The sequence below is a fragment of the Streptomyces sp. FXJ1.172 genome (assembly GCF_001636945.3).
Lineage (GTDB): Bacteria > Actinomycetota > Actinomycetes > Streptomycetales > Streptomycetaceae > Streptomyces.
In genome coordinates this window covers 8,442,622-8,465,930 of the sequence record NZ_CP119133.2, presented here as the reverse complement: position 1 = coordinate 8,465,930, position 23,309 = coordinate 8,442,622, and the positions used below count along the sequence as shown (strand labels likewise).

Genomic DNA, 23,309 nt, shown 5'->3' with positions numbered 1-23,309 from the left:
CGCGTGCTCAGGCCCGGTCGGTCAGGTCCTCCGCGTACACCTGCGACAGCGGCTGGGGGCCGACGTACTGCTGGCAGTTGCACTCACCGGCCTCGTAGCGCAGCGGCTTCTTGTTCTCGTCCCATGCCGTGGGGACCTCGACGCGCTCGTGGCAGCGGCCCTGCTTGTCGTGCTTGGCCAGGTGGTGGCTGCACCCGCAGACCGGTTCCGGCGTCTGTTGGGCCGTTTCCACGGCGAGGCGGTCCTGCCGCACCGCCTCCATCAGCTCCAGCTTCCGTTCGTGCCGGTTGCGCAACGCGGTGCGCACGGTGTCGGCGAGCCACGCGAAGCCGCCCGTCCAGAAGAGGATCAGCACCCACCAGACCCAGTCCATCGGTCACCCTTTCCCCCGTGATGCGTCACGCCTCAGGATAGACGCGTTCTGCCCGGTCACCAGTGACGGGCTTCACCGGATCAAAACTTGCGCAACCCTTAAACTGTCCGCCGTGGCGACTACCGAAGTGACGGGTTGGGAGACCGCGGTGCTCGAGGGCGGTCCGGCGGACGGACTGCGCATGAAGGTCTCCGGGCGACCGCGCGTGATCCAGGTGACGTACCCCTGCAAGGTGGAGGCGGTCCCGCCCGACGGCGTGCGCGCGGAGGCGGTGTACCTGTACCGCCGCGACTACGCCGTGACCAGCGAGCCCCTTCGGTACGGCTTCGACATCGCCAGTCCCTGAGCGGTGCGCCGGGCACCGCCCGGCCGGCCGGGCGGTGCCGTTCTCCCGTGGGCCCCGGCCCGCCGGTCAGGAGTCGGAGTCGGGCGTGTCCTTCGCCGCCGCGTAAGCCTGCGCCGGTGTCATCGAGACGCCGTTGAGGTTCACCGTGCGGTACTGGCTGACCTGGGCGCAGGTCTTGGCCTGGTCGGCGGTGGAGGCGTGCGCGTTGGAGACGGCGGCGTGGGTGTCGGCGGGCGCGGGCGAGGAACTGCCGCCCGGGAAGCTGGTGCCGCTCGGCCAGTCGGCGCCGATCACCAGCGTCAGGCCCGTACCCGTGCCCTGCTTGAGGTGCGCGGAGGACAGGCCGAGCGCCTTGGCCACCGTCTGTGCCTCGTCCTTCTGCCCGGTGCCGTAGGTCAGCGTGGTCGTCGTGGAACTCAAGGCCTCGTGCGTGACCGTGGCGGAGCCGAAACCCTGGTCGGTCAGGGCGGTCGCGATGTCCGAGGCGCGGCCGGGGACCGTGGTGCCGTTCCCCACCGTCACCGCGATCTTCGACGCGGGCACCGCCGAGGCGGTGGGCTTGGCGGTCGCCGAGGCCGCCGCCGACTTGCCGCCCGAACCGGTCGTCAGGGACTGGTCGTTGGCGATGGTCGAGAACAGGGTCCTGGCGCCCGGGCCGACGACGAGGCGGTTGTTGTCGGTCGGGTCGGGGGCGGTCTGCATCGTCGTGAACGTCATGCGCTTCGTCGGCACCTTGTTCACGTCCGAGGCGAGCGAGATCAGCTTCTTCACCGTGCCCAGGCCGTCGTCCACCGTCAGCGCCTTGGTGGCCGCGTCGGCGAGGCCGTAGACCGCGGTCGGGTCGGTGAGCGTGCCCGCACTCTTGAACTTGCGGATCATCGAGCTGAGGAAGATGTGCTGGGTCGTCGTACGGCCGAGGTCGCTGCCGTCGCCGAAGCCGTGCCGGGAGCGCACGAACTCCAGTGCCGCTACGCCCTTGAGGGTGTGCTTGCCCTTGGACAGCTTCAGGTGCGAGTAGGTGTCGTAGACGTTGTCGCTGACGCAGACGGAGACGCCGCCGACCGCGTCCGACATCTTCACGACGCCGGAGAAGTCGAGCTTGACGAAGTGGTCGATCGGGATGCCGGTGAGCTGGTGGACTGTGGCCACCTGGCAGGCGGGGCCGTACTGCAGGGCGCTGTTGATCTGGCCGTAGTAGCCGTTCGTGGACTGCCTGGTCTCGCTGTCCGTGCAGGCGGGCACCTTGGTCATGGTGTCGCGGGGGATGCTCATCACCGTGGCGTTGGAGCGGTCGGCGGATATGTGCACCACCATCTCCACGTCCGCGTTGCTGCCGGTCTGCACGCCGGTCTTCGAGCAGCCGCCGCCGAGCTTGCAGTCCTCGCTGCTGGTGCGGCCGTCCGAGCCCATCACCAGGATGTTGATGGGGGTGCGGCCGAAGGCGTCGGCCTTCTCGGTGCCGCCCTTGCCGTCGAGCGCGACGCTGTGGATGTTGCCGTTCAGGTGCTGGTAGAACCACCAGCCCGCGCCGGCCGTGAGCACGATGACGACCGACAGGGATATGCCGATGATCTTCAGCACCCGCCTGCCGCGCCCCACCGGGCGGCCCCGGCGCCCTCGCTTGGCGCCGCGCTTGCGGGCGGCCGCGCGGGCCGCGGCCCTGCCGCCCTGCACACGCGCCCCGTCGGGCTCGGCAGCGCGCTGTCCCGGCACCCGTGCGTTACGGCTCCGCGTGGCCTGGCCGGCGGGGCCGTCCCACGGGTCGCTCATATCCCACTCCCATGAACGGTCGGGCCCGTCAGTCCGGGCCGTGGGGTGTACGGCCAGGCCTGCGCGGCGATGTTCGGCGGGCGAAGCGCGCTGCTCCACCCCGTTTGCATGGTTGCGCAATCTAACAAAGCTATGGCCCCGAACAGCACCGATACACACTCAATTCACAGGTCAGGCACCTGATGCAATCGTGTGCGCACGTGGCAGGCACGGGAGGCGGAGTGTACGCCCCCTGGTTAAGAACAGCGCAGGGTATGTGTGGCGAGACCCTCGTCACAGGCGCCTGCGCGGATACCGTGCCCTGGCCGCCAGCAGGCCCGCTGCGTACAGGGCCAGAACCGCGGTCAGCAGGGCGTAGTAGAGGGCGGGCAGGGGCGTCAGGCCCAGGGCCGGGCCGAACGGTGAGGGCGGCACGGCGAGGCCGATCACGGCCAGGGCGGCCGCCGCCCTGGCCACCGGTCCGGCCCGGCGTCCCCGTGCGTCCTCGCGGCCGGCGCGGAGCAGCACCATCACCAGGGCCTGGGTGAGCAGGTTCTCGGTGAACCATCCGGAGTGGAACACCGCCTCGTCGTCCCCCGACCCCAGCCCGTGCAGCGCGATCGCCAGGACGGCGAAGGTGGCGAGGTCGGCGACGGCGTTCAGCACGCCGAATCCGATGATGAACCGCAGCAGGTCACGGGGGCGCAGTACGGTCGGCCGGCGCAGCACCGAGGCGGGCGGCCGGTCGTGGGCGAAGGCGAGCTGGGCGGCGTCGAAGCACAGGTTCTGGGTGAGGACCTGGGCCGGGAGCATCGGCAGGAAGGGCAGCAGCAGGCCCGCGGAGAGCATCGCGATCACGTTGCCGAGGTTGGAGGACAGCGTGATGCGCAGATAGGTGGCGATGTTGCCGCTCGCGTGCCGACCCGCGCGCACGGCGTGGGCGACGCCGGTGAGGTCCTTGCGGGCGAGCACCACGTCGGCACTCTCCCGGGCCACGTCGGCGGCGTCGCGCGGGGCGATGCCGACGTCGGCCGCGCGCAGGGCGGGCAGGTCGTTGACGCCGTCGCCGAGGAAGCCGACAGTGTGCCCGGCCGAGCGCAGGGCCTGGATGATCCGGGCTTTGTGCTCGGGTGTGCAGCGGGCGAAGACGGTCGTTCGGGCGGCCGGGCCGGGCAGTTCGGCGTCGGTGAGGGTGTCGATGCGGCCGGCGTCGAGCACATCGGTCCCGGTGAGGGGGATGCCGAGGTCGCGGCAGGCGCGGGCGGCCGTGCCCGGATGGTCGCCGGTGAGGATCTTGACGCCGACACCCCGGTCGGTGAGCACCTTCAGGGCGTCGGCGGCGGTGGGCGCGAGCGCGTCCCGCAGCGTGATCAGCCCCCGGAAGGTCAGGTCGCGTTCGTCGGCCGGGGTGTAGCCGCGGGTGCGGGCGGGGCGTGCTGCGGTGGCGACGGCCAGGACGCGCAGGCCTGCGTCGGCGTGCCGGGTTGCCTCGGCGTGCAGGCGCTCGCGCTCGTCGTCGCCGAGCGCGCAGCGCTCCAGGACGGCCTGGACGTCCCCCTTCACGACCAGGGTGTGGACGCCGAGACGGCCGGGGGCGCGGACGACGGCGGTGGCGAGACGGCGCACCGGGTCGAAGGGGACGGCCGCCACACCGTCGTACGCCACGAGCGCGTCCTCGTCGGCCGTGTCCAGGACGGCCTCGTCGAGGGCGTCGGGTTCCGGCAGGTCGGCGAGTTGCAGGGTCCACCACGCGTTGACGGCGGCCCAGTGCAGTACGGCGGGGTCCGCCCGGCCGTCGGGTCCCAGCGCGCGGTCCACGACCGGCCGGTCCCGGGTCAGCGTGCCGGTCTTGTCCAGGCACAGCACGTCGACGGCGCCGATGTCGTGCAGCGCGGGCAGCCGTTTGACGATCACGCCGTGCGTGCGGGCGAGCAGCGCGGCCCCGCGGGCCAGACAGGTGGTGACGAGGACCGGCAGCATCTCCGGGGTGAGTCCCACGGCGACGGCGACGGCGAAGGGCAGCGTCTCCAGGCCTCGGCCGCGCAGCGCCGCGTTGGCCATGAGCACCAGTGGCGGGGTCAGCAGCATGAACCGGATCAGGATCCAGGAGACGCCCTGGACCGAGCGGTCGAAGGCGCTCGGCTCCCGGTCCGTGGAGGACCGGACGTGTGCGGCGGCGAACCGGGTCCGCGCTCCGGTGGCGGTGACGACCGCGACGGCACTGCCCGAGGCGACGCTGCTGCCCTGGAAACACCACTGCGGCTGCTGGAACGCCCCCGCTGCCGGTGCGGTGCGGACGGAGGGAGCCCCGTCGGCGCCGGTGCCGTGCGGTGTGTCGTCGGCGGACTTCGGGACGGGGGCGGACTCTCCGGTCAGCGCGGACTGGTGCACGGTCAGGCCGCCGGCCCGCAGCAGGCGTACGTCCGCCGGCACCAGGTCGCCCGGCCCGAGCCGGATCACGTCTCCCGGGACCAGCTCGTCCACCGGGATCTCCCGGGCCGTGGGCGGCGCGTCCTCCTCGGCGCGGCGCAGCACCGTGGCGGTGGTGGCGACGAGTTCACGCAAGGAGGCCGTGGACCGGTCGGCGCGGTGCTCGCCCGTCGCCCTCAGCACACAGCTCACCGCGACGAGCAGGAGGATCACGGAGGCGGTCCCCCAGGCGGAGACCACGGCCGAGACCAGTCCGAGGCAGAGCAGGACGGCGGTGAACGGGTCTCGCGCACTGCGGACGAGCAGCCGCGGCCAGGAGGCCTCCTGGCGGGCCGGAAGGATGTTCCCGCCGTGGCGGACGAGCCGTTCCTCGGCCTGTGCCTCGGTCAGCCCGCGCGGGCCGGTGTCCAGCTCGCGCAGGACCTCGAGCAGGGTCGGTCCGCCCGCCCGCGCGGGGGACGGCGCCACCGCCGTGGCCGCGCCGATCGCCGTCACGGCACCGAAGGCAGGCCCCTCGGTGTCCTGTCCCGCGGGCGCGGCGCTCTCAGCCACCGATCCCGCGCAGGCGGTGGACGGGGGCGGAGGCGTGCTGTGCGCGCGCGGTCAGCTGACCCACCATCACCCGGACCAGGGTGACCACGTCGGGGTCGTCGATGTAGTAGACCTGCCGCCGGCCCTCGCGGCGGGAGCGGACGAGTCCGGCCAGCTTCAGCTTGGCCAGATGCTGGCTGACCGCGGGCAGCGCACCGCCCACCCGGTCGGCGAGATGCGTGACATCGCTCTCGCCCTGGGACAGGGCCCACATCAGGTGCAGCCGGGCGGAGGAGGCGAGCAGCCCGAACGCCGCGGCGGCCTCCGCCAGCACTTCGGCGGGAGGATCCTCGAAGCCACCGGCGATCTCCGTCACAGCCCTCTCCCGTCCCCGCCCTCGTCACAGCCGACACATATGTGCCCACCCAGTGTAGGCGCCCGGCCCGGGCGGTCGTGCCCCACCGGGCACGGGCCGGCGGGCGCACGGGTTCGCGGGGTGGGCACGGGCCGGGCGGACCGGGTCAGTCCTCGTAGTAGTTGTTGATCTCGACGTCCGGTTCGTCGTCGTCGAAGGCCTCGTTGAGCAGCGCGCCGCCGATGAGACCGGCCGCACCGGCGCCGATGAGCGCGCCGGTGCCGAAGCGGCGGCCGCCGCCCTGCTGGTGGTGGTCGTGGTGGTCGCCGTACGGCTCCGCGTAGCCCTGCTGCGGGTATCCCTGCTGGGGGTAGCCCTGCTGCGGGTAACCCTGCGGCACGGGCTGCGGGTACCCCTGCTGGGGCGGGGTGTAGAAGGGCGGAACCGTGGTCTGCACGCGCTGTGCGCAGCCGCCGCAGGTCTGGACGGGGCGGGGCACGCCCCACTGCGGGGACCAGGTCACGGTCGTGATGCCCGGGCCGTGGTTGGGGTCGAAGAAGCAGGTCACGGTGGAACTCCCGGTGGGTTGCGGGGATACGGGGAACGCCGGGGCCGACGGGGCGGCGACCAGCGGCTTGGGTGGGGCGGGCGGGACGGGCGCGCCGACGGTCGTCCGCGGTGTGGTTACCGGGCCGGCCGGGCCGGGGGCCGGGCTCGATGCCGGGCCGGGGGCCGGGCTCGGGGACGTCTCCCGGAGCACGGTCACGCCGTAGTCGCCGGCGATACCGGCGAGGCCCGTGGCGTAACCCTGGCCGACCGCGCGGAACTTCCATTCCGCGCCGTGCCGGTACAGCTCGCCGAGGACCAGCGCGGTCTCGGCGGACAGGCCACCGGAGGCGAGGTCGTAGCGGGCGAGTTCGGCGCCGCCGTCCTGGTCGAGGACGCGGATGTGCGCGCGCTGCACCTGCCCGAAGCTCTGGCCCCGGCTCACGCCCTCGTAGAGGGACACGAGGAAGACGATCTTCTCGGCCTGGGCCGGGACCCGGGTCAGGTCGACCTGGATCCGCTGGTCGTCACCGCCGGCCGGGCCGTCCGCGCCGCCGTGGCGGACCGAACCGTCGGGACTGGTCAGGTTGTTGAAGAAGACGAAGTGCTCGTCGGACAGCACCTGCCCCGACTGGTCGCAGAGCAACGCGCTGGCGTCCAGCTCGTATCCGCTGTTCGCCTGCCAGCCCAGCCCGACCGTCACCGCAGTCAGGCCGGGGGCCTGCTTGCTCAGCGACACATTGCCGCCCTTGGTCAGGGACACACTCATCCACGTCCTCCGCAGCCGCTCGCGTTTCCGGCGTCCATCCTGATCAACGCCACCGGGGCACTCCTGGTTCCCCAGTTGCGCAATGTCTTAATCATGTAGCAGAACCTCGACGGGTCTTCACCAGCGGCCGGGGACCGCTTGTGCCGGGCACTTCAACCACCCCTAGGCTTGCGCAAACACGCAAACCGACTGGAGGACAACACCGTGGGCATCATCGGCTGGATCATCCTCGGCCTGGCCGCCGGAGCCATCGCGAAGGTGCTGCTGCCGGGCCGTGACCCGGGCGGCCTCATCGGCACCACCGTCATCGGCATCGCGGGCGCCTTCATCGGCGGCTGGCTCTCGGCCCGTTTCCTCGACCGCCCCGTGGAGAAGCACTTCTTCGACCTCTACACCTGGGGCGCGGCGATCGGCGGTTCCCTGGTGCTGCTCATCGGATACCGCATTCTGTTCGGCAACTCCCGCGACTGACCCCGCTCTTGGGGTCCGGCGCCCGGACAGGCGAACACGCACGGCTCTTCCCTCCGCACCCGCGGTCGGCTCGGATCCATCTCCCGGATCCGTGTCCCGGACCCGCCTGGAATCTACAACACTGTAGAAGCGACGGGCCGTACGGCACGGCCGTCACGGCCGGATCTGTACGATGTGACGTTCCTCCGGCACGCGAGGGCGGGGCAGAAGGGAGACAGCGGGTGACGGACCCCGATCCGCGCCGCCGGCGCAGGGCGCAGGGCGCGCTGGAGACACAGGTGCTCGCGGCGCTGCACGAGGCAGGGGGCCCGGTGACCGCCGGCTGGGTGCAGGAACGTCTGGCCGCCGGCCTCGCCTACACGACCGTGATGACGGTCCTCGCCCGGCTGCTGGCGAAGAACGCCGTGACGCGCCGCCGCGAGGGCCGGTCGTTCGTGTGGCTGCCCGCCGCCGACGAGGCCGGGCTGGCCGCGCTGAAGATGCGCAAGGTCCTCGACGGCGAACAGGACCGCCGCGCGGTGCTGGCCAGTTTCCTCACCGCCCTGCCGGAGGGCGACGAACAGCTGCTGCGCGAACTGCTGGACCAGACCGCGGACGAGGGCTGAGGACGAGACCGGGCGCGCATGGGAATCTTCGTCCTCCTCCCCCTGGTGCTGCCGCTCACGGCCTGGCCGGTCTCCCGCCTGGCCGAGCAACGCCTCCACCCGCGCACCGCGACCGTCCTGCTGACCTGGGTGGCCACCCTCATGGCGCTGTGCAGCACGGTGTGCCTGGCGCTGCTGATGGTGGTCGGCACGGCCCAACTGCCCGGCAACCCTCTCCCGGACGGCTGGTCGGACCCCGAGGTGCGCGAAAGCGTGCCCCGGCACGAGGTCGCCGGGAGGGCCGCGATCCCCGCGCTGCCGGCGGTCGTCGCCGCCTGCGGCCGGGCGCTGCTTCGCCATCGCCGGGTACGGCGACGGGCCCACGCGGCACTGAAGGGGCTGCCGTCCGCCCAGGTCGCCGTACTGCCCGACGAACAGCCGTACGCCTACGCGCTGCCGGGCCGGCCGCGCGACCGGATCGTGGTGTCCACGGCCATGCTCGGCTGCCTCGCGTCCCGGGAGCGGCGCGCCCTGTTCGCCCATGAGCGGGCCCACCTCGCCGCCCGCCACCACCGGCACCTGCTGCTCGTCCAGCTCGCCGCCCGCGCCAACCCGTTCCTGCGCCCGCTGCGGACGGCGGTCGCCTACACGGCGGAGCGCTGGGCGGACGAGGAGGCCGCTCTGGCCGTCGGCAGCCGCAGGGCCGTCGCCCGCGCGATCGGCACGGCGGCACTCGTCTCCCGCCCAGCCCCGGCACCGGCACTCGCCGCCCTGGCCGCCCCCGGCCCGCTCCCCCGCCGGGTCGCCGCCCTGCTGGCACCGGCGCCCGGCCCGCGCACCTGGCCGTCCGTCTTCACGGCCGTGGGCCTGGCCCTGTGGACCGCGACCACCGGAACCGTGCTCTCCGCGATGTTCTCGGCCGGCTCGGCGCTGACGCTCCTGCTCCTGCTGCGGGCGGCGACACCACTGTGAGCGGACGGGCATCGCCTCGGCCCGTGTCGCCGCCCGCGCCGGGTACGTCGTAGAGGCGGTGGCAGGGACGGCCGGCCGAGGCGGGCGCCGGAGCGCGACGGGCCGCAGGACCTGCGGCGGCGCCGCGCTTGCCCGCTCCATGGCGGTTGCCTGCCCAGGGTGCGGGTCCGGCACCGCGGGCCGCGGCAGCGCACGCCCGGTGTGCCGTGGCTGCCGCTGGGGCCGGACACTCGGCCCGGTCACTTCCCCGTGGTACGGCGGCGGACCGCCCACAGTGCCAGGCCGCCGATCGCGGTCGCGCCCACCGCGGCACCGGCCAGCAGCGGCATGCCGTCGCTGCCGGTGGCGGCGAGGCTGCCGTCGGTGCCGGCCGCCTCCGAGGTGCCCGACGTCGAACCCGCCGTGCCGGTGGCCGAACCCGCCGAACCCGCCGTGCCCGTGCCACCCGACGCGCCCGTGGTCCCGGTGCCGCCCGTCGTACCCCTGGTGCCCGTCGTGCCGGATCCGCCGCCGTTCCGGCCGTGCGGGTCGTCGCCCTGGCCGCCGGTGCCGGAACCGCTGTCACCGGAGGTGCCGCCGGTCGTGGTCCCGCCGGAGGTGCCGGTGCCCGGTTCGCCGCCGGTCACGTCGACGTTCAGGTACGCCGTGTCGTTCGCCGGGTTCTTGTCGAAGGCCGGGTGGTTGCCGTGTACCGAACTGGCCCTCACCTCGCCCCTGGTGTCCCGGGCGTTCTTCCCGACCTGGAGGACGAAGGTGTAGTCGAGGAACTGGTCGGCCTCGATGGTGTGGTCGGCGGGCGCGCACACATACGCGGAGTGGCCCGGTTCCGAGGGTCCGGTCGGACCGTCGGTCCCGAACGGCTCGCAGTCCGCGGGCACTTCCACGGCGACGGTGCCCGTCGGGATCCGGACCGTCAAGGCCGGCTGGTCGTCGCCGTCCTGCCGCCGGATCCAGCCCGGGCCGTCGTTGCGCAGCGTCGCGGTGACGGTCACCCGGCTGCCGGGCGCGCCCTCCGTCAGGTCGCCCTGGGCCACCAGGTCGGCCGTGCTGTCCGCGGTCAGGGTCAGCCGCCGGTAGCTGTCGTCGAACCCCTCTCCCGGGGTCGCGCCGGTGGGGCTCGTGCCGTACTCGACGGCCTCCATCAGCGCCTCGGGCAGCGCCTTGAAGCGGACCGGGGTGGTCACCGAGGTCCCGGGCTCGACCACCGTGTCCAGCGTGCACAGCGCCTGCCGGACCTGGTCGTCGGTGGTCGAGTAGACGCAGCCGTCGGCATGCTGCGGGAAGTCGAGGCCGCGGGTCAGCCGGATCCGGAAGGTGAATCCGTGCGCGGCCGCCGTGCCCTTGTTGGTGACCGTGACAGACCGGTCGTACACCTCGCCCGGCTTGGGGGCGGCGCTCGGCAGCGCCGAGACCACCAGATCCGGGGCGAGCTCGTCCGCGTGCGCCACGGGTACGGCGAACACGGGAACGCCGACGCCGATCGCGGCGGCGGCCACGCATGCCGCCGTGGGACGCAGGGCTGAGCGCACGGTGAATCTCCTCCTCGGAGGGAACAGGCCATGACCGGCCCGTCGGCCGGCCGATCATGTACTGGACACACGGAGGGATCCAAGGGTTGTAGCGGTTCAGTGAACTTTGTGATCAAGGTCTGTTCGGCCGCGTCGGCGTACGACGAGACTGCTCACCTCGTACGTCATCTCCGTCGTCCGTGGAGCGGGGGCCGGGTGGTAACGGCCCGCGGACACCGACAGGTTGACGATCAGGCAGGCGTGCCAGTCCCGCCCCACGCCCCGGCCGTCGGCGAAGGCCCGGACGCCGTTCACCGACCAGACGACGGAGCGGGCCCCGAACTCGGTGCGCAGGTCGACCCAGGCCCCGGGGCCGATGGCGGCGTCGCGGAAGCAGTGGCCGGCGCCGCGGACGTGGTTGCCGAACTCGAGGACGTCCGGATGGTCCGGGTGGTACTCGAACACGTCGATCTCCTGGTCGCCGTCGCGCCAGGTCCAGATCGCCGGCCACGCCCCGACCTCGCGGGGCAGCCGTACCCGGGCCTGCAGCACGTCCCCCGAGCGGACGGTGAAGCCCTCCTCGCTGCCCTCGGTCGTCAGCAGGCCCGAGTCCCAGTAGCCGTCGGACCGCCGGGTGGCCCTGAAGACACCGGACCGGGAGTAGGAGGCGTCGGGCACCAGGTGGTCGAGTTTGTCGTCGCCCGGGTTGACCGGGCCGCCACCGGGATACGCCCAAGAGCGGCCCGCCACCCACTGCCTGGCCGAGGTGAAGTCCGCCGTGAACACGACCGGGGGCCGGGAGGGGGTGTGCTGGGCCGGGAGCGGGGACGGGGTGTGCTGGGCCGGGAGCGGGTCGCCCGGAGCCGGTTTCTCCATGCCCGAATGTCTCACCGTCCGGGGTCCGGTCATGCGCCCGGGCGCAGGGAAGCCGGGGGGACCACCCTTTCAGGTGGCTTCGGGTGACTCCAGGTGACTCCAAATGACATGGCCCCGGGTCCGGGCCGACGGCATTCCCCCCGTTGGCAGCACTACCCCTTGGTGAACGGCGGATTCCGTGGTGTGCTGGTAGTGGCGGGAAGGACCGAGACAGACGCGGAGAAGCGGCCGGCAGCCGTGCACCGCGCAATCCGGATCCGCGAGAAGCGGGTGGCCCTTCCCGCCCTGACGCGGGTCGTGCTGTGTCCGGTCAGCCTCGGCCGCCGCTGAGGTTGCCCCAGCGGGGGCCTATCTGCTTCCACTCCTCGTCCCACTCGGCCATGCGCCGCCGGATGAGCCGGGCGCGCACGCCCCAGCCCGCGAGCCAGACCGCCGCGCCGGCCGACGGGGCGACGAGGACGCCGGTGAGGGCCGCCTGGATGTCGGCCGCTGCGCCGGTGACGGGCGGGGAAACGACGCGGTCCGCGCTGTTCGTCCAGACCGTGACCCGGGAGCCGACGGGATCGCCGGGGGCGACCTTCGCCCGGTCGGTGTGCACCCTGCCGTGCGCGTCCGTCCAGCGGACGGTGGCCCAGACCCGTCCGTCGTCGTAGCCGGTCCCGGAGGCGGGAGTGCGCGCCGAATCGTCCGTGAGCACCGCGGAGAACGCGTGCACCTCGGCCCGGCGGGCCAAGTAGGACGATTCGGAGGCATGCGCCGCCACGAGGCCGGCGACGGCTCCGCACAGGACCGCAAGTACCCAGGTCGCAAGGACGATCCAGGCCTCGACGACGTCGCTGTGCCGGCGCAGCGGGTTGCGCCGCCACCGCCACAGCCGTACCGGGGTGACCGCCGAGGGAGGTGTCCGGGTCATCGTCACCGCCTCCTCTCCACCGTGCCGGGCGGGCGGGAGTGCCACGACTCCATCGTGCACCTCAATCCGGCTCGCGGCGGCGCGGGCAGCGAAGAGGGGCATGGCGCTGCCTCGCACCGGGCCGTCCCCGCCGGGACACGACGGCCGCGCAGGGAGCGTCCGCGCAGGTCAGAGCAGGGGCGGTGGCGCTGGTGGGCGAATCGGGCCGTCCGGCCTTGCGGACGAGGACCGAACGGCACTGGAAAGGACGGCACGGGATGCGCGACAGTGGAATCAGGAGCGGCACCGATCCCCCGCGGTGCCGCTCCGTCCGCGCCGTGCCGACGCGCGCCCGGGACGCGGGAGCCGGCGAGGAGAGAGCGTCCCGCACCCGCGGAGGAGCCCGCCGTGATCTGCGCCGCCGCCCCGCCGGTCGCCGGACCAGGACGGCGTGCACGGCGGGTCGCCGGACTAGGACGGCGTGAGCGGCAGGTCGTCGGTGTAGGCGTTCACCGGCTGGGCGATGGGGCGGACGTCCTTGGCGTCGAGCGCCGTCCGCGCCGTCTTCGTGCCCAGGGTGCCCTGGGGGTGCCAGGTGCCGGTCACCGCGAGCCAGGTGTTGGCGGACGGTGCCTCGGTGCCGTACACGCGGACCTTCACGGTCTGCGAGTCGGCGGCGCAGCACGTGAAGATGATGCGGGTCAGGTACCAGCCGTCGCCGTCCTCGGCCGGGGTGACGAAGCCCGTGAGCTGGACGATGTGGTTCTTGATGGCCCGGCTGCGGTCCTGCTGGACGCGCTTGGTGAAGTCCGTGAGGGTCAGCGGCAGGGGTGAGGTCGCGGGCAGCGGAGCGAATCCCTTCTGCACGGTGACCGGCTTGGTGTTCGAGCGGGCCGCGGTGTACGCGCCCAGGGCGGGCGGGGCGTAGAAGAGCAGGCTGAGTGCCGGGAGGAACAGCAGCCAGGCGATGCGTGGGGCGCCGGAGTGGTCATGGCCGTGATCGCGACCGCGATCATGTGGGTTGCCATGCCCGTGTGCGTTGCCGTGACCGGCGTCGTGCGTCTGCCGCCGTCCGTCCCTGACGACCGCCGACGCCAGGCCGAGCAGCAGCAGGACCGCTCCGGACGCGATGAGCAGGGGGCGCAGACCGGCCTTGACGTAGCGCAGGTAGATGTCGGTGAACAGGGCCGCGTGCAGCAGGCCGATGCCGGTCAGTGCCAGGAGCAGGGTCTGAACGGGGCGTTTCACAGCAGCGCGCCTCCGATCAGGACGCTCGCGGCGACGGCCACGGCGGTGGTGGCCGTGGAGAACCGCCAGGCGAAGGCACGCCCGAAGGTGCCCGCCTGGAGGGCGATCAGCTTCAGGTCGACCATCGGGCCGACCACCATGAAGGCGAGCCGGGCGGTCGGCGAGAACCCGGCGAGCGAGGCGGCGACGAACGCGTCGGCCTCCGAGCAGACCGCCAGCAGTACGGCGAGCCCGGCGAGGAAGAGCACCGACAGCCAGGGCGAGCCGGAGAAGGTGTCGAGGACCGAGCGCGGCACCGCGACGTTGAAGGTGGCGGCGGCCATGGCGCCGAGGACGAGGAAACCGCCGGCGTGCAGGAAGTCGTGCTGGAAACCGAGCCGGAACTCGTTCCAGCGGCCGCGGCCGTGCCGGTGGCCGGTGTGCCGGTTCCGCAGGACGGGCCGCAGCCACTCCTCCCGGCCCAGCCAGAGCCACAGCCAGCCCATCACGGCCGCGGTGGCGAGCGAGGCCAGCAGCCGGGCCGCGACCATCGCGGGGTTGCCCGGGAAGGCGACGGCGGTGGCGGTCAGTACGACGGGGTTGACGGCCGGCGCGGACAACAGGAAGGCGAAGGCCGCGGCCGGGGTGACGCCCCGCCGGATCAGGCTGTTGGCGACGGGGACGGAGGCGCACTCGCAGCCCGGCAGCACCGCGCCCGCGACCCCGGCGACCGGCACGGCGAGGGCGGCCCGCTTCGGCAGCACCTTGGTGAACAGCTCGGCCGGCACAAAGGCGTTGATGGCCCCGGACAGGGCGGTGCCGAGCAGCAGGAAGGGGAGCGCCTGGACGGTGATGGCCAGGCAGACGGTGCGCCAGGCCTGGACGGCCGGCTGGTTCAGCCACGAGGCGCCGGCGAGCAGGAGCACGGCCGTGCCGCAGGCCGCGATCGCGAAGGCGGCGCCGTGCGGCCACGGCCGGATGCGGCGCACGGGCGGGTCGACGGCCACGACCGTCACGCCCTCGGCCACACCAACCAATTCATCCGTTTTTTCCATAATCACTCCGGATGTCGGTGTCTGGCCGACGATAAGCGAGCGGCGCGACCGGGCCGCGCGTACACGCCGCCGCCCGCCGAACCCGTACGACGTTTCCGCCCCCCGGGTGCCGGGTGGCGCCCACCGGACCACCGGGCCGGTCTTGCCCGACGTGGCCCGAACCCGGTTCCCCGTTGCTGTGACGTGCCTGTGACAGTCGACGGACGGAGTCATGAAGTACGGCGCACAGCGTGGAGGAACTAGGGCAAATCACCCTTATCGGTCAGATTTCTCGCCGGAGGACAGCCTCATGGGTGCCATTCTCGCCACGCCGCACTCCGAAGCTCCCGCGCCCGCTTGCGCTGCCGCTCCCCTGCCCGCGCTGGCGCCCCGCGAGCGGGAGACGCTGCGGCACATCGCCGCCGGCCGCACCTACCTCCAGACGGCCCGGCACATGGGCCTGTCCACGCACACCGTGGACGCCTATCTGCGCCGGATCCGGGCCAAGTTCAACATCACCAACACGGCCGAGCTGACCCGCGTGGCCATCTCCCTGGGCCTGTGAACGACCGGGCCCACGCGCCGGCCGGGTGGAGACGGCGGTGGAATCAGCCTGTCACGGGGTGAGGATCCGTGGGCTGTCCCGCCGGCGGCGGCGCGTGGGCCCGTTGTCCGTCGTGAGCGGTCAGCCGACGGTCAGGGAGAACGGTCCGGCCAGGACCGAGTAGCCGTCGTCGGCGAGGTAGTACACGTCGTACGTCCCCGCGCCGCTCAGCTTTCCGGTCGAGAAGGTGAGGGCGCCGCTGGCGTTCGGGGCGTAGGACCAGGTGAGCGACGACTGCTTGCCGGGGGTGACGCCGGCCGGGTAGATCCCGATCCAGTTCTTGGCGTTCGCCTGGGCCGTCGACGCCACCGCGTAGCGGAAGGTGACGTTGCCGCCGTTCGCGACCGCGTCCAGGCCGCCGGTGAGCGTCGGTGCCGTCGCGGTGGACGGTGCGAACGCGGCGTTGAGCGGGGTGGCATAGGTGTCGTTGGCCGTGAGGCCGGGCAGGCCGAGGGCGGATTCGATGGTGCGGGCGATGCCGTAGTGGTCGTAGTGGGCCGGGCTGCTGGTGCCGGCCGGGACGGTTCCCTGGGAGCCGAGGACCGTGGTGGCCACGTGGTCGTAGGCCTCGCTCTGGCTCTCGTCCCAGGTCAGGATGAGCAGGGACCGCTGCTGGGTCCAGGCGGGGGAGGCGAGGACCGGCGCGAGGGTCTGCTTCAGCCAGCCGTCCTGGGTCTTCAGGCTGGTGGCGTTGCCGTTGCCGGAGGCCTCGCCGTCGTAGTAGTCGTCGGCGGCGATCCAGGAGAAGTCCGGCGTGGTGGCCGCGGACTTCAGGTCGGTGGTCAGCTGTGTGGTGTCGAACAGGTGGGCCGCGCAGCGTGTGGCGTCACCGCTGATGTCGGTGTAGTTGATGAAGGGCGCGTCGTCGGGCTGGTAGTAACTGTCGTTGTTGTTCTTGGTGTTGCAGGGGGTGCCCATGCCCTGCTCGTAGGCCTTCCAGGTCTTGCCGGCGCCCTCGATGGTGTCACCGAGGTTGCGCTCGGGGGAGTTGATGTTCGGGAAGTACGTGGCGCCCTTGGCGTAGGTGTCGCCGCCGGCGACGGCGAGGTAGTTCTCGTCGCTCGGGTGGTAGACGGCGTGGTGGTCGGTGAGCGTGGCGCCCTGGGCCATGAGGCTGTGCATGTACGGCGTGTCCGCCGGGTCGTTCATGACCTCGGAGTAGTCGGTGTTCTCCATCATGACCGTGAACACGTGGTCGTAGCCCGGAACCCTGGAGGCGGGCGGCGCGAGCGGGGCCGGAGCGGTGACCGGGGTGTCCAGGGTGAGGGCGAGGTTGTCGAGGTAGCCGGTCTCGTTGCTCGTCGACAGGAACTGCACCTCGACCTGGATCGACCGGGTTCCGGCCGGGACCGCGCCGGTGGCGGTGCGCGCGAGGAACTTGGTCGCGAGGCCCCGGTCGGACGCGGAGACGGTGGGCAGCTTGGCGGTGGCGCCGAGGGGGTGACCGCCGGCGTCGTGGAAGTGCAGGCCTACGGCGACGTAGCCGCCGTAGGTGGTCCAGCCGCCGAGCCAGCCGGAGAGGTTGTAGTGCACTGCGCCCGCGTCGACGGCCGAGGCGGCCGAGGAGACGTCGACGGTCTGGGTCATCGCTCCGTCGCCGAAGTTGCCCGGCCCGAAGAAGGCCTTGCCGGGGGCCTGGCCGTCGCCGGGCAGGCCGAAGGAGGCGACACTGTGGCACATGACGTCCGGGCCGCCGGCCTCGGTGGTCCAGCCGGGCACCGTGGTGGCGGCCGACCAGTCGCTGGTGCAGTAACCGCCGCTCTCCGCATCGCCGTTGACGATGAGGTTGCCGCTGCTCCCGGCCGCCTGGGCGGGTGCCGGAGCGGAGACGATGAGTGCGCCGAGGAGGGCGAGCAGCCCGCCGAGGGATCTCCAGCGCAGTCGCATACGTGGTACCTCGTCCCGTTGCTGAGGATGCCGTGAGGACCTGTCGCCCCACGGCCTGACTGTGCGCGATGAACGGGACATGAGTAACGGCCGCCGCTGTCGAGCGGAAGAACCACGACCAAACTTGACCAGACAAGTTCGGGGCGAGCGGTCCACCCCGGAGGCCGGCGGTTCACGCGCCGCGGCACCGGCCCGGCGAGGGCGCGGACACCGACCGTTCTGTTGACATTTGAACAGCCATCCCGCGCGATCCTTATGCGGCGGCCCGCCGAAGTGCGCGGTCGATCCGGCGGCGCGCACCGGCGCGGGCCGCGCGGGTGGCGCGCGTGCGGCACGAGGGAGCGTGCGAAGCCCGTCGGCACGGTGGGGAAGCACCGTACCGACGGGGAAACGGGCCGGTTCAGCCCGTCGGTGCGACGGCCCGGCCCGTCTGCGGGGAGATCATGCCCGCGCACAGACCGCGGCTCGCCAGGGTCTGGGCGATGCGCGGGATCGCGGCGAGCGTGTTGGCCGGCCACTCGTGCATGAGGATGACCTGGCCGTTGGTCAGCCGGGACACGGCCTGGACGATGGCGTCGGTGCTCGCGCCGTTCCAGTCCTGCGAGTCCACGTCCCAGATGACCTGCGTCAGACCGTACTTGGCCGCCACCGCCCGGACCGTGGCGTTGGTCTCGCCGTACGGCGGGCGGAACAGCCGGGGCGTACCGCCGCCGGCCGCGGCGATCGCCTGCTGGGTGCGGGAGATCTCGGAGTCGATCTGCGCCTGGCTCAGCCCGGTCAGATGCGGGTGGGTGTAGCTGTGGTCGCCGATCCACATCCCGGCGGCCGCCTCGGCCCGGACCTGGGCGGGGTAAGCGGCCGCGTACTGGCCCTCGTTGAACACCGTGGCCCGCAGCCCGTACTGCTTGAGTGCGCTCAACAGGGCCGGGGTGTGGGCGTTGGACGGGCCGTCGTCGAAGGTGAGTCCGGCATAACCGCCGCAGGTGGCCGCGTGGGCGGGGGCGGTGCCGGCGGTGAGTACAGCGGCGGCGGCCAGTGCGACGGCGGCCGCGGTCGCCGTCAGCGGACGTAACCAGTGCCGCGGTGCGGCCCTCATGACGTCACCGTGATGGTGGAGCTGCCGCTGCTCTGGTACCCCTCGGTCGCGAGGATCATGTAGTAGCTGAAGCTGCCGAGGGTCATCCCGGCCCGGGCCCAGGCGTCGAAGTGGTTGCCGGTGGTGATGGTGCCGCCCGTCCGCTTCGACTGCCGCACGCTCCAGTACTGGTTGAAGGTCTTGATGCCCTCGACGGACGGGGCGTTGTACCGCGTCGTCTCGTAGATGTCGTACGTACCGCCGTCGCTGGTGACGGCTCCCTTGTACGTGCCCGTGGGCCGGTAGGTGCCCCAGTTGTCGACGATGTAGTACTCGACGAGCGGGTTCGACGTCCAGCCGTACAGGGACAGGTAGCCGTTGCCGGACGGGTTGAAGCTGCCCGAATAGGTCACGTTCCTGCGGGCGCCGGTACTCCAGCCCTTGCCGGCGACGAAGTTGCCGGTGTTGCGCCAGCTGGTGCTGTAGTTGCCGCCGGAGCCCAGGGTCATGGAGACCGTGCCCTGTGCGTCGGTCCAGAACGAGTAGTAGTAGCCGTTGTTGGTGCCGGTCTGGTTCGTGGTGATGACCGTGGCGGCGCGTGCGGTGCCGGGCAGCGCCAGCCCGGCCGCGGCGCCCAGCAGCAGGGCGCCGGCGCTCCTGCGGCTCAGGGCATGGTCGAACGCGTTCATGCGATGCCTCCTCCTCGTGTGGCCGGTGGGGGTGCGTGGTGGGGAGTGTTCGTCTGCCCTCGTCGACTGTCAACAGTTTCGGTATATGTTTCGAAACATTCGCATCCGCAGGCAGGCGAGATGATCTCGATTTTTGCAGGTGAAAGCGCCTGGGTGGGGAAGCAACAAAAGGAGGTTTCGAATATTTCGAACATCAAGATCGGATTCCGCCCACCCCTATTCGAATGTTTCGAAGCTGGGTTCAACGCCCGGGATTGTGAAGCCCCATGGTCGTCTTCCACGGGCCGTCCTCGCCCGCCCGCCGGGCGGGCTCCTGAGCGCACGGGCGCGTTGTACGAGCCCCTCCCCGCCGGGCGCTTACGGTTCTCTAGATGTGACCGACCGTCAGCTGTGGTGACGGAAAGGAGCCGTGAGCGGTGGTGGGCGATGCGCGTCGGCGGGCGGCGGGGCCGGGCGGACGGCGCCGGACGGGGGGTGTGCGGGGCAGCCGGCCCGCCTACTCCGTGCGGCTCCCGGCGGCCGCACGCCCGAGCCCGGTGCCGGTGCCGGTGGCGGTTGCGGTGGCCGAGCGGACGGTGCCGTGGCTGAGGATCGCGGCGGCCTACGCCTGGCGGCTCATCCTCGTGGGCATCGTCGTCTACGGCGTCTTCAGCCTCCTCGGCAGCTTCCAGCTCATCGCCGCGGCCCTGTTCCTGGCGCTGATCATCACCTCAGTGCTGCGCCCGCTGACGGATCTGCTCGACCGTTTCCTGCCACGCCCGCTGTGCGTCGCCGTCGCGCTGGTGGGCAGTGTGCTGCTCCTGCTGACACTGCTCGCCCTGGTGGGCAACGCGGTGGCGGGCGAGTCGGGGCGGCTGGCGGGTGAGTTCCGGGGTGGTGTGCACCGGATCGAGCAGTGGTTGCAGCGGCCGCCGTTCCGGCTGAGCCCCGGCCGGCTCTCCGAGCTGCAGGGCCAGGTGACGCACTACATCTCGACGCATCGCTCGAGCCTGCTCAGCAACGCCGTGAGCGGGCTGAGCCGGGCGGTCGAGGTGGTCACCGGGGGCGCGCTCGCGCTGTTCGCCTCGGTGTTCTTCATCCATTCCGGCGAGTGCCTGTGGGGCTGGATGCGCGACCAGCTGCTGCCGAGCGGCGCCCGCCCGGCCTGGGACCGGGCGGGGCGGGCGGCCTGGCGGGCCTTCGCCGGGTACACGCGCGGCATCATCATCGTGGCCGCCACCAACGCCGTGCTCGTCGGGATCGCGCTGCTGGGGCTGCGGGTGCCGCTGGCGCTGCCGCTGACCCTGCTGGAGTTCTTCGCGGCGTTCGTCCCGCTGGTGGGTTCGCCGGTGGCACTCAGTGTCGCGACGATCGTCGCGCTGGCGGGGCGTGGACCGCTGACGGCGGTGGCCGTGCTGGCGCTGATCGTGGTGATCGGCCAGCTGGAAGGCCATGTGCTGCATCCGCTGGTGATGAGCTGGGCGGTCCGGCTGCACCCGCTCGTCATCGCCGTGTCGGTCATCGCCGGGAGCATCATCGCGGGGGTGATCGGTGCCATCGTGGCGGTCCCGATGGTCTCGGTCGTCTGGGCGGTGCTGCGCGCGCTGCGCGCGGTACCACCGTGACTCGTGCCCCGTACCGGCCCAACTGGTCCACATCGCAGTCCACTTGCCGTCCGGTGGGGAACCGCCTGCCTGACCGTGCCTATGCGGGGCCCGGTTCCCGCACCCCGAACAGGGCCGGGCCGACGGTGAGGGTGCCGTCGGTGAGGGGGCGGCAGCGCACTCCCCCGCCGCCGCGCAGCGCGCGCTGGGCGCCGGGGCCGAGGGTGGTGTCCATCCAGGCGCAGGGCCGGGCCGCGCTGCGCACCGCCAGTTCCACGGGGCCGGTACCGCAGTCCAGGAAGACGGTCGCGCCGACGTAGGCGTCGATGTCGACCCCGCGCAGCAGGACGTTGCGCCGGGTGCGGAGCAGGTCCGGCTCGTCCGGCCCGAGCCGCGGGAGCCGCTCGACGGCCATGAGGGTGAGCGAGGCGTTGCGGTGCGCGGGGTGGTTGAAGTACCGGTCTCCGACGAGGCCCAGTCCGGCGCGCACCTCGGCCGTCGTCACCAGGTCACCCGGCGGCAGCCCGGGCATCCCGTCGCCGGGGCGGCCCGCGAGCCGGTGCATCGGGGAGACCAGCAGCTGAAGGATCTCGATCTCGGACACACCTCGAGGTTACGGCCGTGTCCGAGGGCGGTCAGCCGGTGCCTCCCGGCACTTCGCGCCTCCCGGGGGTCCCCCTGAGCAGCAGCCGTCCGCTCGCCCCTGCTGTGAACAGGCCGGCCACCGGTCGGTCAGCGTCAGCACCGGCGGCCAACCACCAGCCAGCCGCGTCACCAACCTGTCCGGACAGCACACCTAGGCGTAGAACGGGCCGGGAGTGCTCCAGGTGGTGTGGCCGAAGACGTTGTCGTCGGCGATCGTGAGGCTGACGTTCGTGACCTTCAGGCCGTACTGGGTCGGCGTCATGCCGTCGGGGCAGTTCACCTGCACCGCGGGGAAGTTCATGAAGTAGGACGGGCCCGCGTCCCGGGTCGGGTCCGAACGCAGGGCGGAGAGCACCCAGTTGGCCTCGGCGAGGTAGTAGGTGCGCATCAGCTCCTGGTGTGCGGTGCGCACGACGAAGCCGGTGCTGTGGTCGAACGTGCCGTCGGGCCGCAGACAGCCGAAGGTGCGGGCGGTGTCGGCGTAGCCGTCGAACCAGGTGGCCGTGCTGCTGAGACCGGCGGTGTAGCCCGGCTGAGCGCGGACGTTGTGCAGGGTGAAGTCGAGCTTGAAGCCGCCGCAGCCAGGCGTCGGGTCGTAGTCGTGGTAGATCAACTGGCACTTGTGGTCACCGAAGGCGGCGTTCGGATCCGGCTGGTACGGCTGTGGGACGACGGCGCCGTGGAACGTCACCGTGGCCGAGATGCCGCCCTCGCTGGGAGCCGGTATCTCCGCGCTCGCCGTGGCGCTCGCGGCGCCTGAACCGGCCAGCACCAGACCGGCGCCCACGAGCAGCGCGACAGCCAGTCGCGCGAGCGGTCTGCGCAGTAAGTCCATGGGTGAATCCCCCTTGTCGACGGGCGGGACGACGCCGGTCCACTCTCCCGCGAACCGTGCGCGCACACGCTAACCGCGCATCCACGGCGTGTCCGGCGAACCACGTGAAACGGCGCGAAATCGGCCGCCCGGCCCATCGCCGCACCGCGCCCGGCACCCTGTGGCGCCGCTCCGAGGGCATTGACGAGCCCGCTCGAGGCGCTGCCGGTCCGCTGGCGGCACGCTCTCGCCCGCACCTGCACCCGCCCCCGCGCCCGCGCCCGAGGAACACGGCTGAAAGCCTCCCCCGCAGGGTCTCGCTCCCGTGAGAGTTACACGTGTAACATCGCGCTGGACCCAGGCCGCCGACGGAAGGCCCCGCCATGACCTCAGCCGCCCCCGCCCAGCTCGACACGGGCTGGCCGCCGCCCCCGTTCCGCGCCCCCACCCCCGCCGTGACCACCGCCGACGGCGTGCGCCGCTTCGACGGGCTGTCCTACGCCACCTCGCCCGGCTACCGGCCACGTCTGCTGGACGTCCACGTACCGCCCGCCGAAGGACCCGTCCCGGCCGTCGTGTGGATCCACGGCGGCGGCTGGCTGGAGGGCGACCGGCGCTATCCCCCGCCGACGGTGCCGGCGGAGCTGCTGCACGGAACGGTCCTCGGCGCCGGCCTCGCCCTGGTGAGCGTCGACTACCGGCACAGCCTCGAGGCCCCGTTTCCCGCGCAGTTGCACGACGTCAAGGCCGCCATCCGGTACGTCCGGCGCCACGCGGGCGACCTCGGCATCGACGGGGAACGGATCGGCGTCTGGGGCGAGTCGGCCGGCGGTCATCTCGCCGCGCTGGCCGGGCTGGTGCGCGCCGACGCGCACGGCGCCGGCCTCGAGGGACGCGAGGGCGTAACGGACGAGGACAGCGCGGTACGGGCCGTCGTCGACTGGTACGGCGTGTCGGACATCGAGCCGCTCGTCGCCCACCCGCTGCCGCACCTGCCGGGCGAGCCGTCGTACCCGGACCCGATCACCACCCTGCTCGGCGGGCCCGAGGAGGAGCGCCGGGAGCGGGCGCGTGCGGCCGCCCCGGTCACGTACACGACGGGCGCCACCCCGCCGCCGTTCCTGCTGGTCCACGGCCTGCAGGACCAGGTGGTGTCCTACGGCCAGAGCGAGACCCTCGCCCGGGCGCTCACGGCCGCGGGCGGCGAGGTCACACTGCGGCCTGTCGAGGGGGCCGACCACATCTTCCTCGGCTCGGCGGAGGTGCCCGACATCGTGGCCCACAGCGTGGACTTCCTGCGCGGTCATCTGACCGCCTGACCGGCGGCGGCACCCGGCGGGCCGCGGCGG

General features: G+C 72.5%; 20 protein-coding genes and 2 pseudogenes. 7 read left to right on the top strand and 15 right to left on the bottom strand.

The window, feature by feature from the left end; all coding sequences use genetic code 11:
- Positions 1-7: 7 nt before the first annotated feature.
- On the bottom strand, positions 8-373 hold the full coding sequence (locus A6P39_RS38230; protein ID WP_067043880.1) for a hypothetical protein: 366 nt from the start codon (positions 371-373) through the stop codon (positions 8-10).
- Positions 374-485: 112 nt separating this feature from the next.
- On the opposite strand from A6P39_RS38230, the gene A6P39_RS38225 reads away from it, so the two are divergent.
- Positions 486-719, top strand: a complete 234-nt coding sequence (locus A6P39_RS38225) for a hypothetical protein (protein ID WP_234378823.1) — start codon at positions 486-488, stop codon at positions 717-719.
- A 66-nt stretch (positions 720-785) separates the two neighbouring features.
- Here A6P39_RS38225 and A6P39_RS38220 read toward each other — a convergent pair whose 3' ends face one another.
- The 4 genes and pseudogenes from A6P39_RS38220 to A6P39_RS38205 form a co-directional block, all read right to left on the bottom strand.
- Positions 786-2,489, bottom strand: coding sequence for an LCP family protein (locus A6P39_RS38220; protein ID WP_275883944.1), 1,704 nt, complete (start codon positions 2,487-2,489; stop codon positions 786-788).
- Positions 2,490-2,762: 273 nt separating this feature from the next.
- Positions 2,763-5,450: a magnesium-translocating P-type ATPase gene (gene mgtA, locus A6P39_RS38215; RefSeq protein ID WP_067050259.1), complete on the bottom strand. Its 2,688-nt coding sequence runs from the start codon at positions 5,448-5,450 to the stop codon at positions 2,763-2,765.
- Positions 5,443-5,805 carry an ArsR/SmtB family transcription factor gene (locus tag A6P39_RS38210; RefSeq protein WP_067050261.1) on the bottom strand — a complete coding sequence of 121 codons (363 nt, stop codon included), beginning with the start codon at positions 5,803-5,805 and terminating at the stop codon, positions 5,443-5,445. The genes mgtA and A6P39_RS38210 overlap by 8 nt, the downstream gene beginning before the upstream one ends.
- A gap of 736 nt (positions 5,806-6,541) precedes the next feature.
- Positions 6,542-7,099: pseudogene (locus A6P39_RS38205) on the bottom strand (TerD family protein); the annotation flags it as partial.
- A gap of 204 nt (positions 7,100-7,303) precedes the next feature.
- Here A6P39_RS38205 and A6P39_RS38200 point away from each other — a divergent pair.
- From A6P39_RS38200 to A6P39_RS38190, 3 genes are all read left to right on the top strand, one after another.
- Entirely contained in the window at positions 7,304-7,570 is a 267-nt protein-coding gene (locus A6P39_RS38200; protein WP_067050267.1) for a GlsB/YeaQ/YmgE family stress response membrane protein, read from the top strand.
- A 221-nt stretch (positions 7,571-7,791) separates the two neighbouring features.
- Positions 7,792-8,175, top strand: coding sequence for a BlaI/MecI/CopY family transcriptional regulator (locus A6P39_RS38195; protein ID WP_067050270.1), 384 nt, complete (start codon positions 7,792-7,794; stop codon positions 8,173-8,175).
- Between the two features lie 18 nt (positions 8,176-8,193).
- A complete protein-coding gene (locus A6P39_RS38190; RefSeq protein ID WP_067050275.1) occupies positions 8,194-9,126 on the top strand; it encodes a M56 family metallopeptidase in 933 nt (310 codons plus the stop codon).
- Between the two features lie 239 nt (positions 9,127-9,365).
- Here A6P39_RS38190 and A6P39_RS38185 read toward each other — a convergent pair whose 3' ends face one another.
- From A6P39_RS38185 to A6P39_RS38165, 5 genes are all read right to left on the bottom strand, one after another.
- Positions 9,366-10,655, bottom strand: a complete 1,290-nt coding sequence (locus A6P39_RS38185) for a hypothetical protein (RefSeq protein WP_067050279.1) — start codon at positions 10,653-10,655, stop codon at positions 9,366-9,368.
- A gap of 96 nt (positions 10,656-10,751) precedes the next feature.
- Complete coding sequence (locus A6P39_RS38180; RefSeq protein ID WP_067050282.1) at positions 10,752-11,510, bottom strand: family 16 glycosylhydrolase; 759 nt, start codon at positions 11,508-11,510, stop codon at positions 10,752-10,754.
- A gap of 310 nt (positions 11,511-11,820) precedes the next feature.
- Positions 11,821-12,423, bottom strand: coding sequence for an Rv1733c family protein (locus A6P39_RS38175; RefSeq protein WP_067050284.1), 603 nt, complete (start codon positions 12,421-12,423; stop codon positions 11,821-11,823).
- A gap of 450 nt (positions 12,424-12,873) precedes the next feature.
- A complete protein-coding gene (locus A6P39_RS38170) occupies positions 12,874-13,650 on the bottom strand; it encodes a TIGR03943 family putative permease subunit (RefSeq protein ID WP_067050288.1) in 777 nt (258 codons plus the stop codon).
- A complete protein-coding gene (locus tag A6P39_RS38165; RefSeq protein WP_234379033.1) occupies positions 13,647-14,684 on the bottom strand; it encodes a permease in 1,038 nt (345 codons plus the stop codon). The genes A6P39_RS38170 and A6P39_RS38165 overlap by 4 nt, the downstream gene beginning before the upstream one ends.
- Before the next feature lie 289 nt (positions 14,685-14,973).
- Between A6P39_RS38165 and A6P39_RS38160 the strand changes: the two genes are divergently transcribed.
- Positions 14,974-15,228, top strand: coding sequence for a response regulator transcription factor (locus A6P39_RS38160; protein WP_079133555.1), 255 nt, complete (start codon positions 14,974-14,976; stop codon positions 15,226-15,228).
- Between the two features lie 120 nt (positions 15,229-15,348).
- Here A6P39_RS38160 and A6P39_RS38155 read toward each other — a convergent pair whose 3' ends face one another.
- The 3 genes and pseudogenes from A6P39_RS38155 to A6P39_RS38145 form a co-directional block, all read right to left on the bottom strand.
- Entirely contained in the window at positions 15,349-17,154 is a 1,806-nt protein-coding gene (locus A6P39_RS38155; protein WP_067050291.1) for an alkaline phosphatase family protein, read from the bottom strand.
- Between the two features lie 403 nt (positions 17,155-17,557).
- Positions 17,558-18,250: pseudogene (locus A6P39_RS38150) on the bottom strand (polysaccharide deacetylase family protein); the annotation flags it as partial.
- A complete protein-coding gene (locus A6P39_RS38145; RefSeq protein ID WP_067050296.1) occupies positions 18,247-18,918 on the bottom strand; it encodes a glycoside hydrolase family 11 protein in 672 nt (223 codons plus the stop codon). The gene A6P39_RS38145 and the pseudogene A6P39_RS38150, both read right to left, overlap by 4 nt.
- 419 nt (positions 18,919-19,337) lie before the next feature.
- On the opposite strand from A6P39_RS38145, the gene A6P39_RS38140 reads away from it, so the two are divergent.
- On the top strand, positions 19,338-20,522 hold the full coding sequence (locus tag A6P39_RS38140; protein ID WP_443053024.1) for an AI-2E family transporter: 1,185 nt from the start codon (positions 19,338-19,340) through the stop codon (positions 20,520-20,522).
- Positions 20,523-20,601: 79 nt separating this feature from the next.
- On the opposite strand, the gene A6P39_RS38135 is transcribed toward A6P39_RS38140, so the two are convergent.
- Both A6P39_RS38135 and A6P39_RS38130 read right to left on the bottom strand, forming a co-directional pair.
- Positions 20,602-21,105, bottom strand: a complete 504-nt coding sequence (locus A6P39_RS38135; RefSeq protein WP_107304427.1) for a molybdenum cofactor biosysynthesis protein — start codon at positions 21,103-21,105, stop codon at positions 20,602-20,604.
- A gap of 192 nt (positions 21,106-21,297) precedes the next feature.
- Complete coding sequence (locus tag A6P39_RS38130; RefSeq protein WP_067050302.1) at positions 21,298-21,981, bottom strand: hypothetical protein; 684 nt, start codon at positions 21,979-21,981, stop codon at positions 21,298-21,300.
- A 362-nt stretch (positions 21,982-22,343) separates the two neighbouring features.
- Between A6P39_RS38130 and A6P39_RS38125 the strand changes: the two genes are divergently transcribed.
- Positions 22,344-23,279 carry an alpha/beta hydrolase gene (locus A6P39_RS38125; RefSeq protein ID WP_079133557.1) on the top strand — a complete coding sequence of 312 codons (936 nt, stop codon included), beginning with the start codon at positions 22,344-22,346 and terminating at the stop codon, positions 23,277-23,279.
- Positions 23,280-23,309 lie beyond the last annotated feature (30 nt).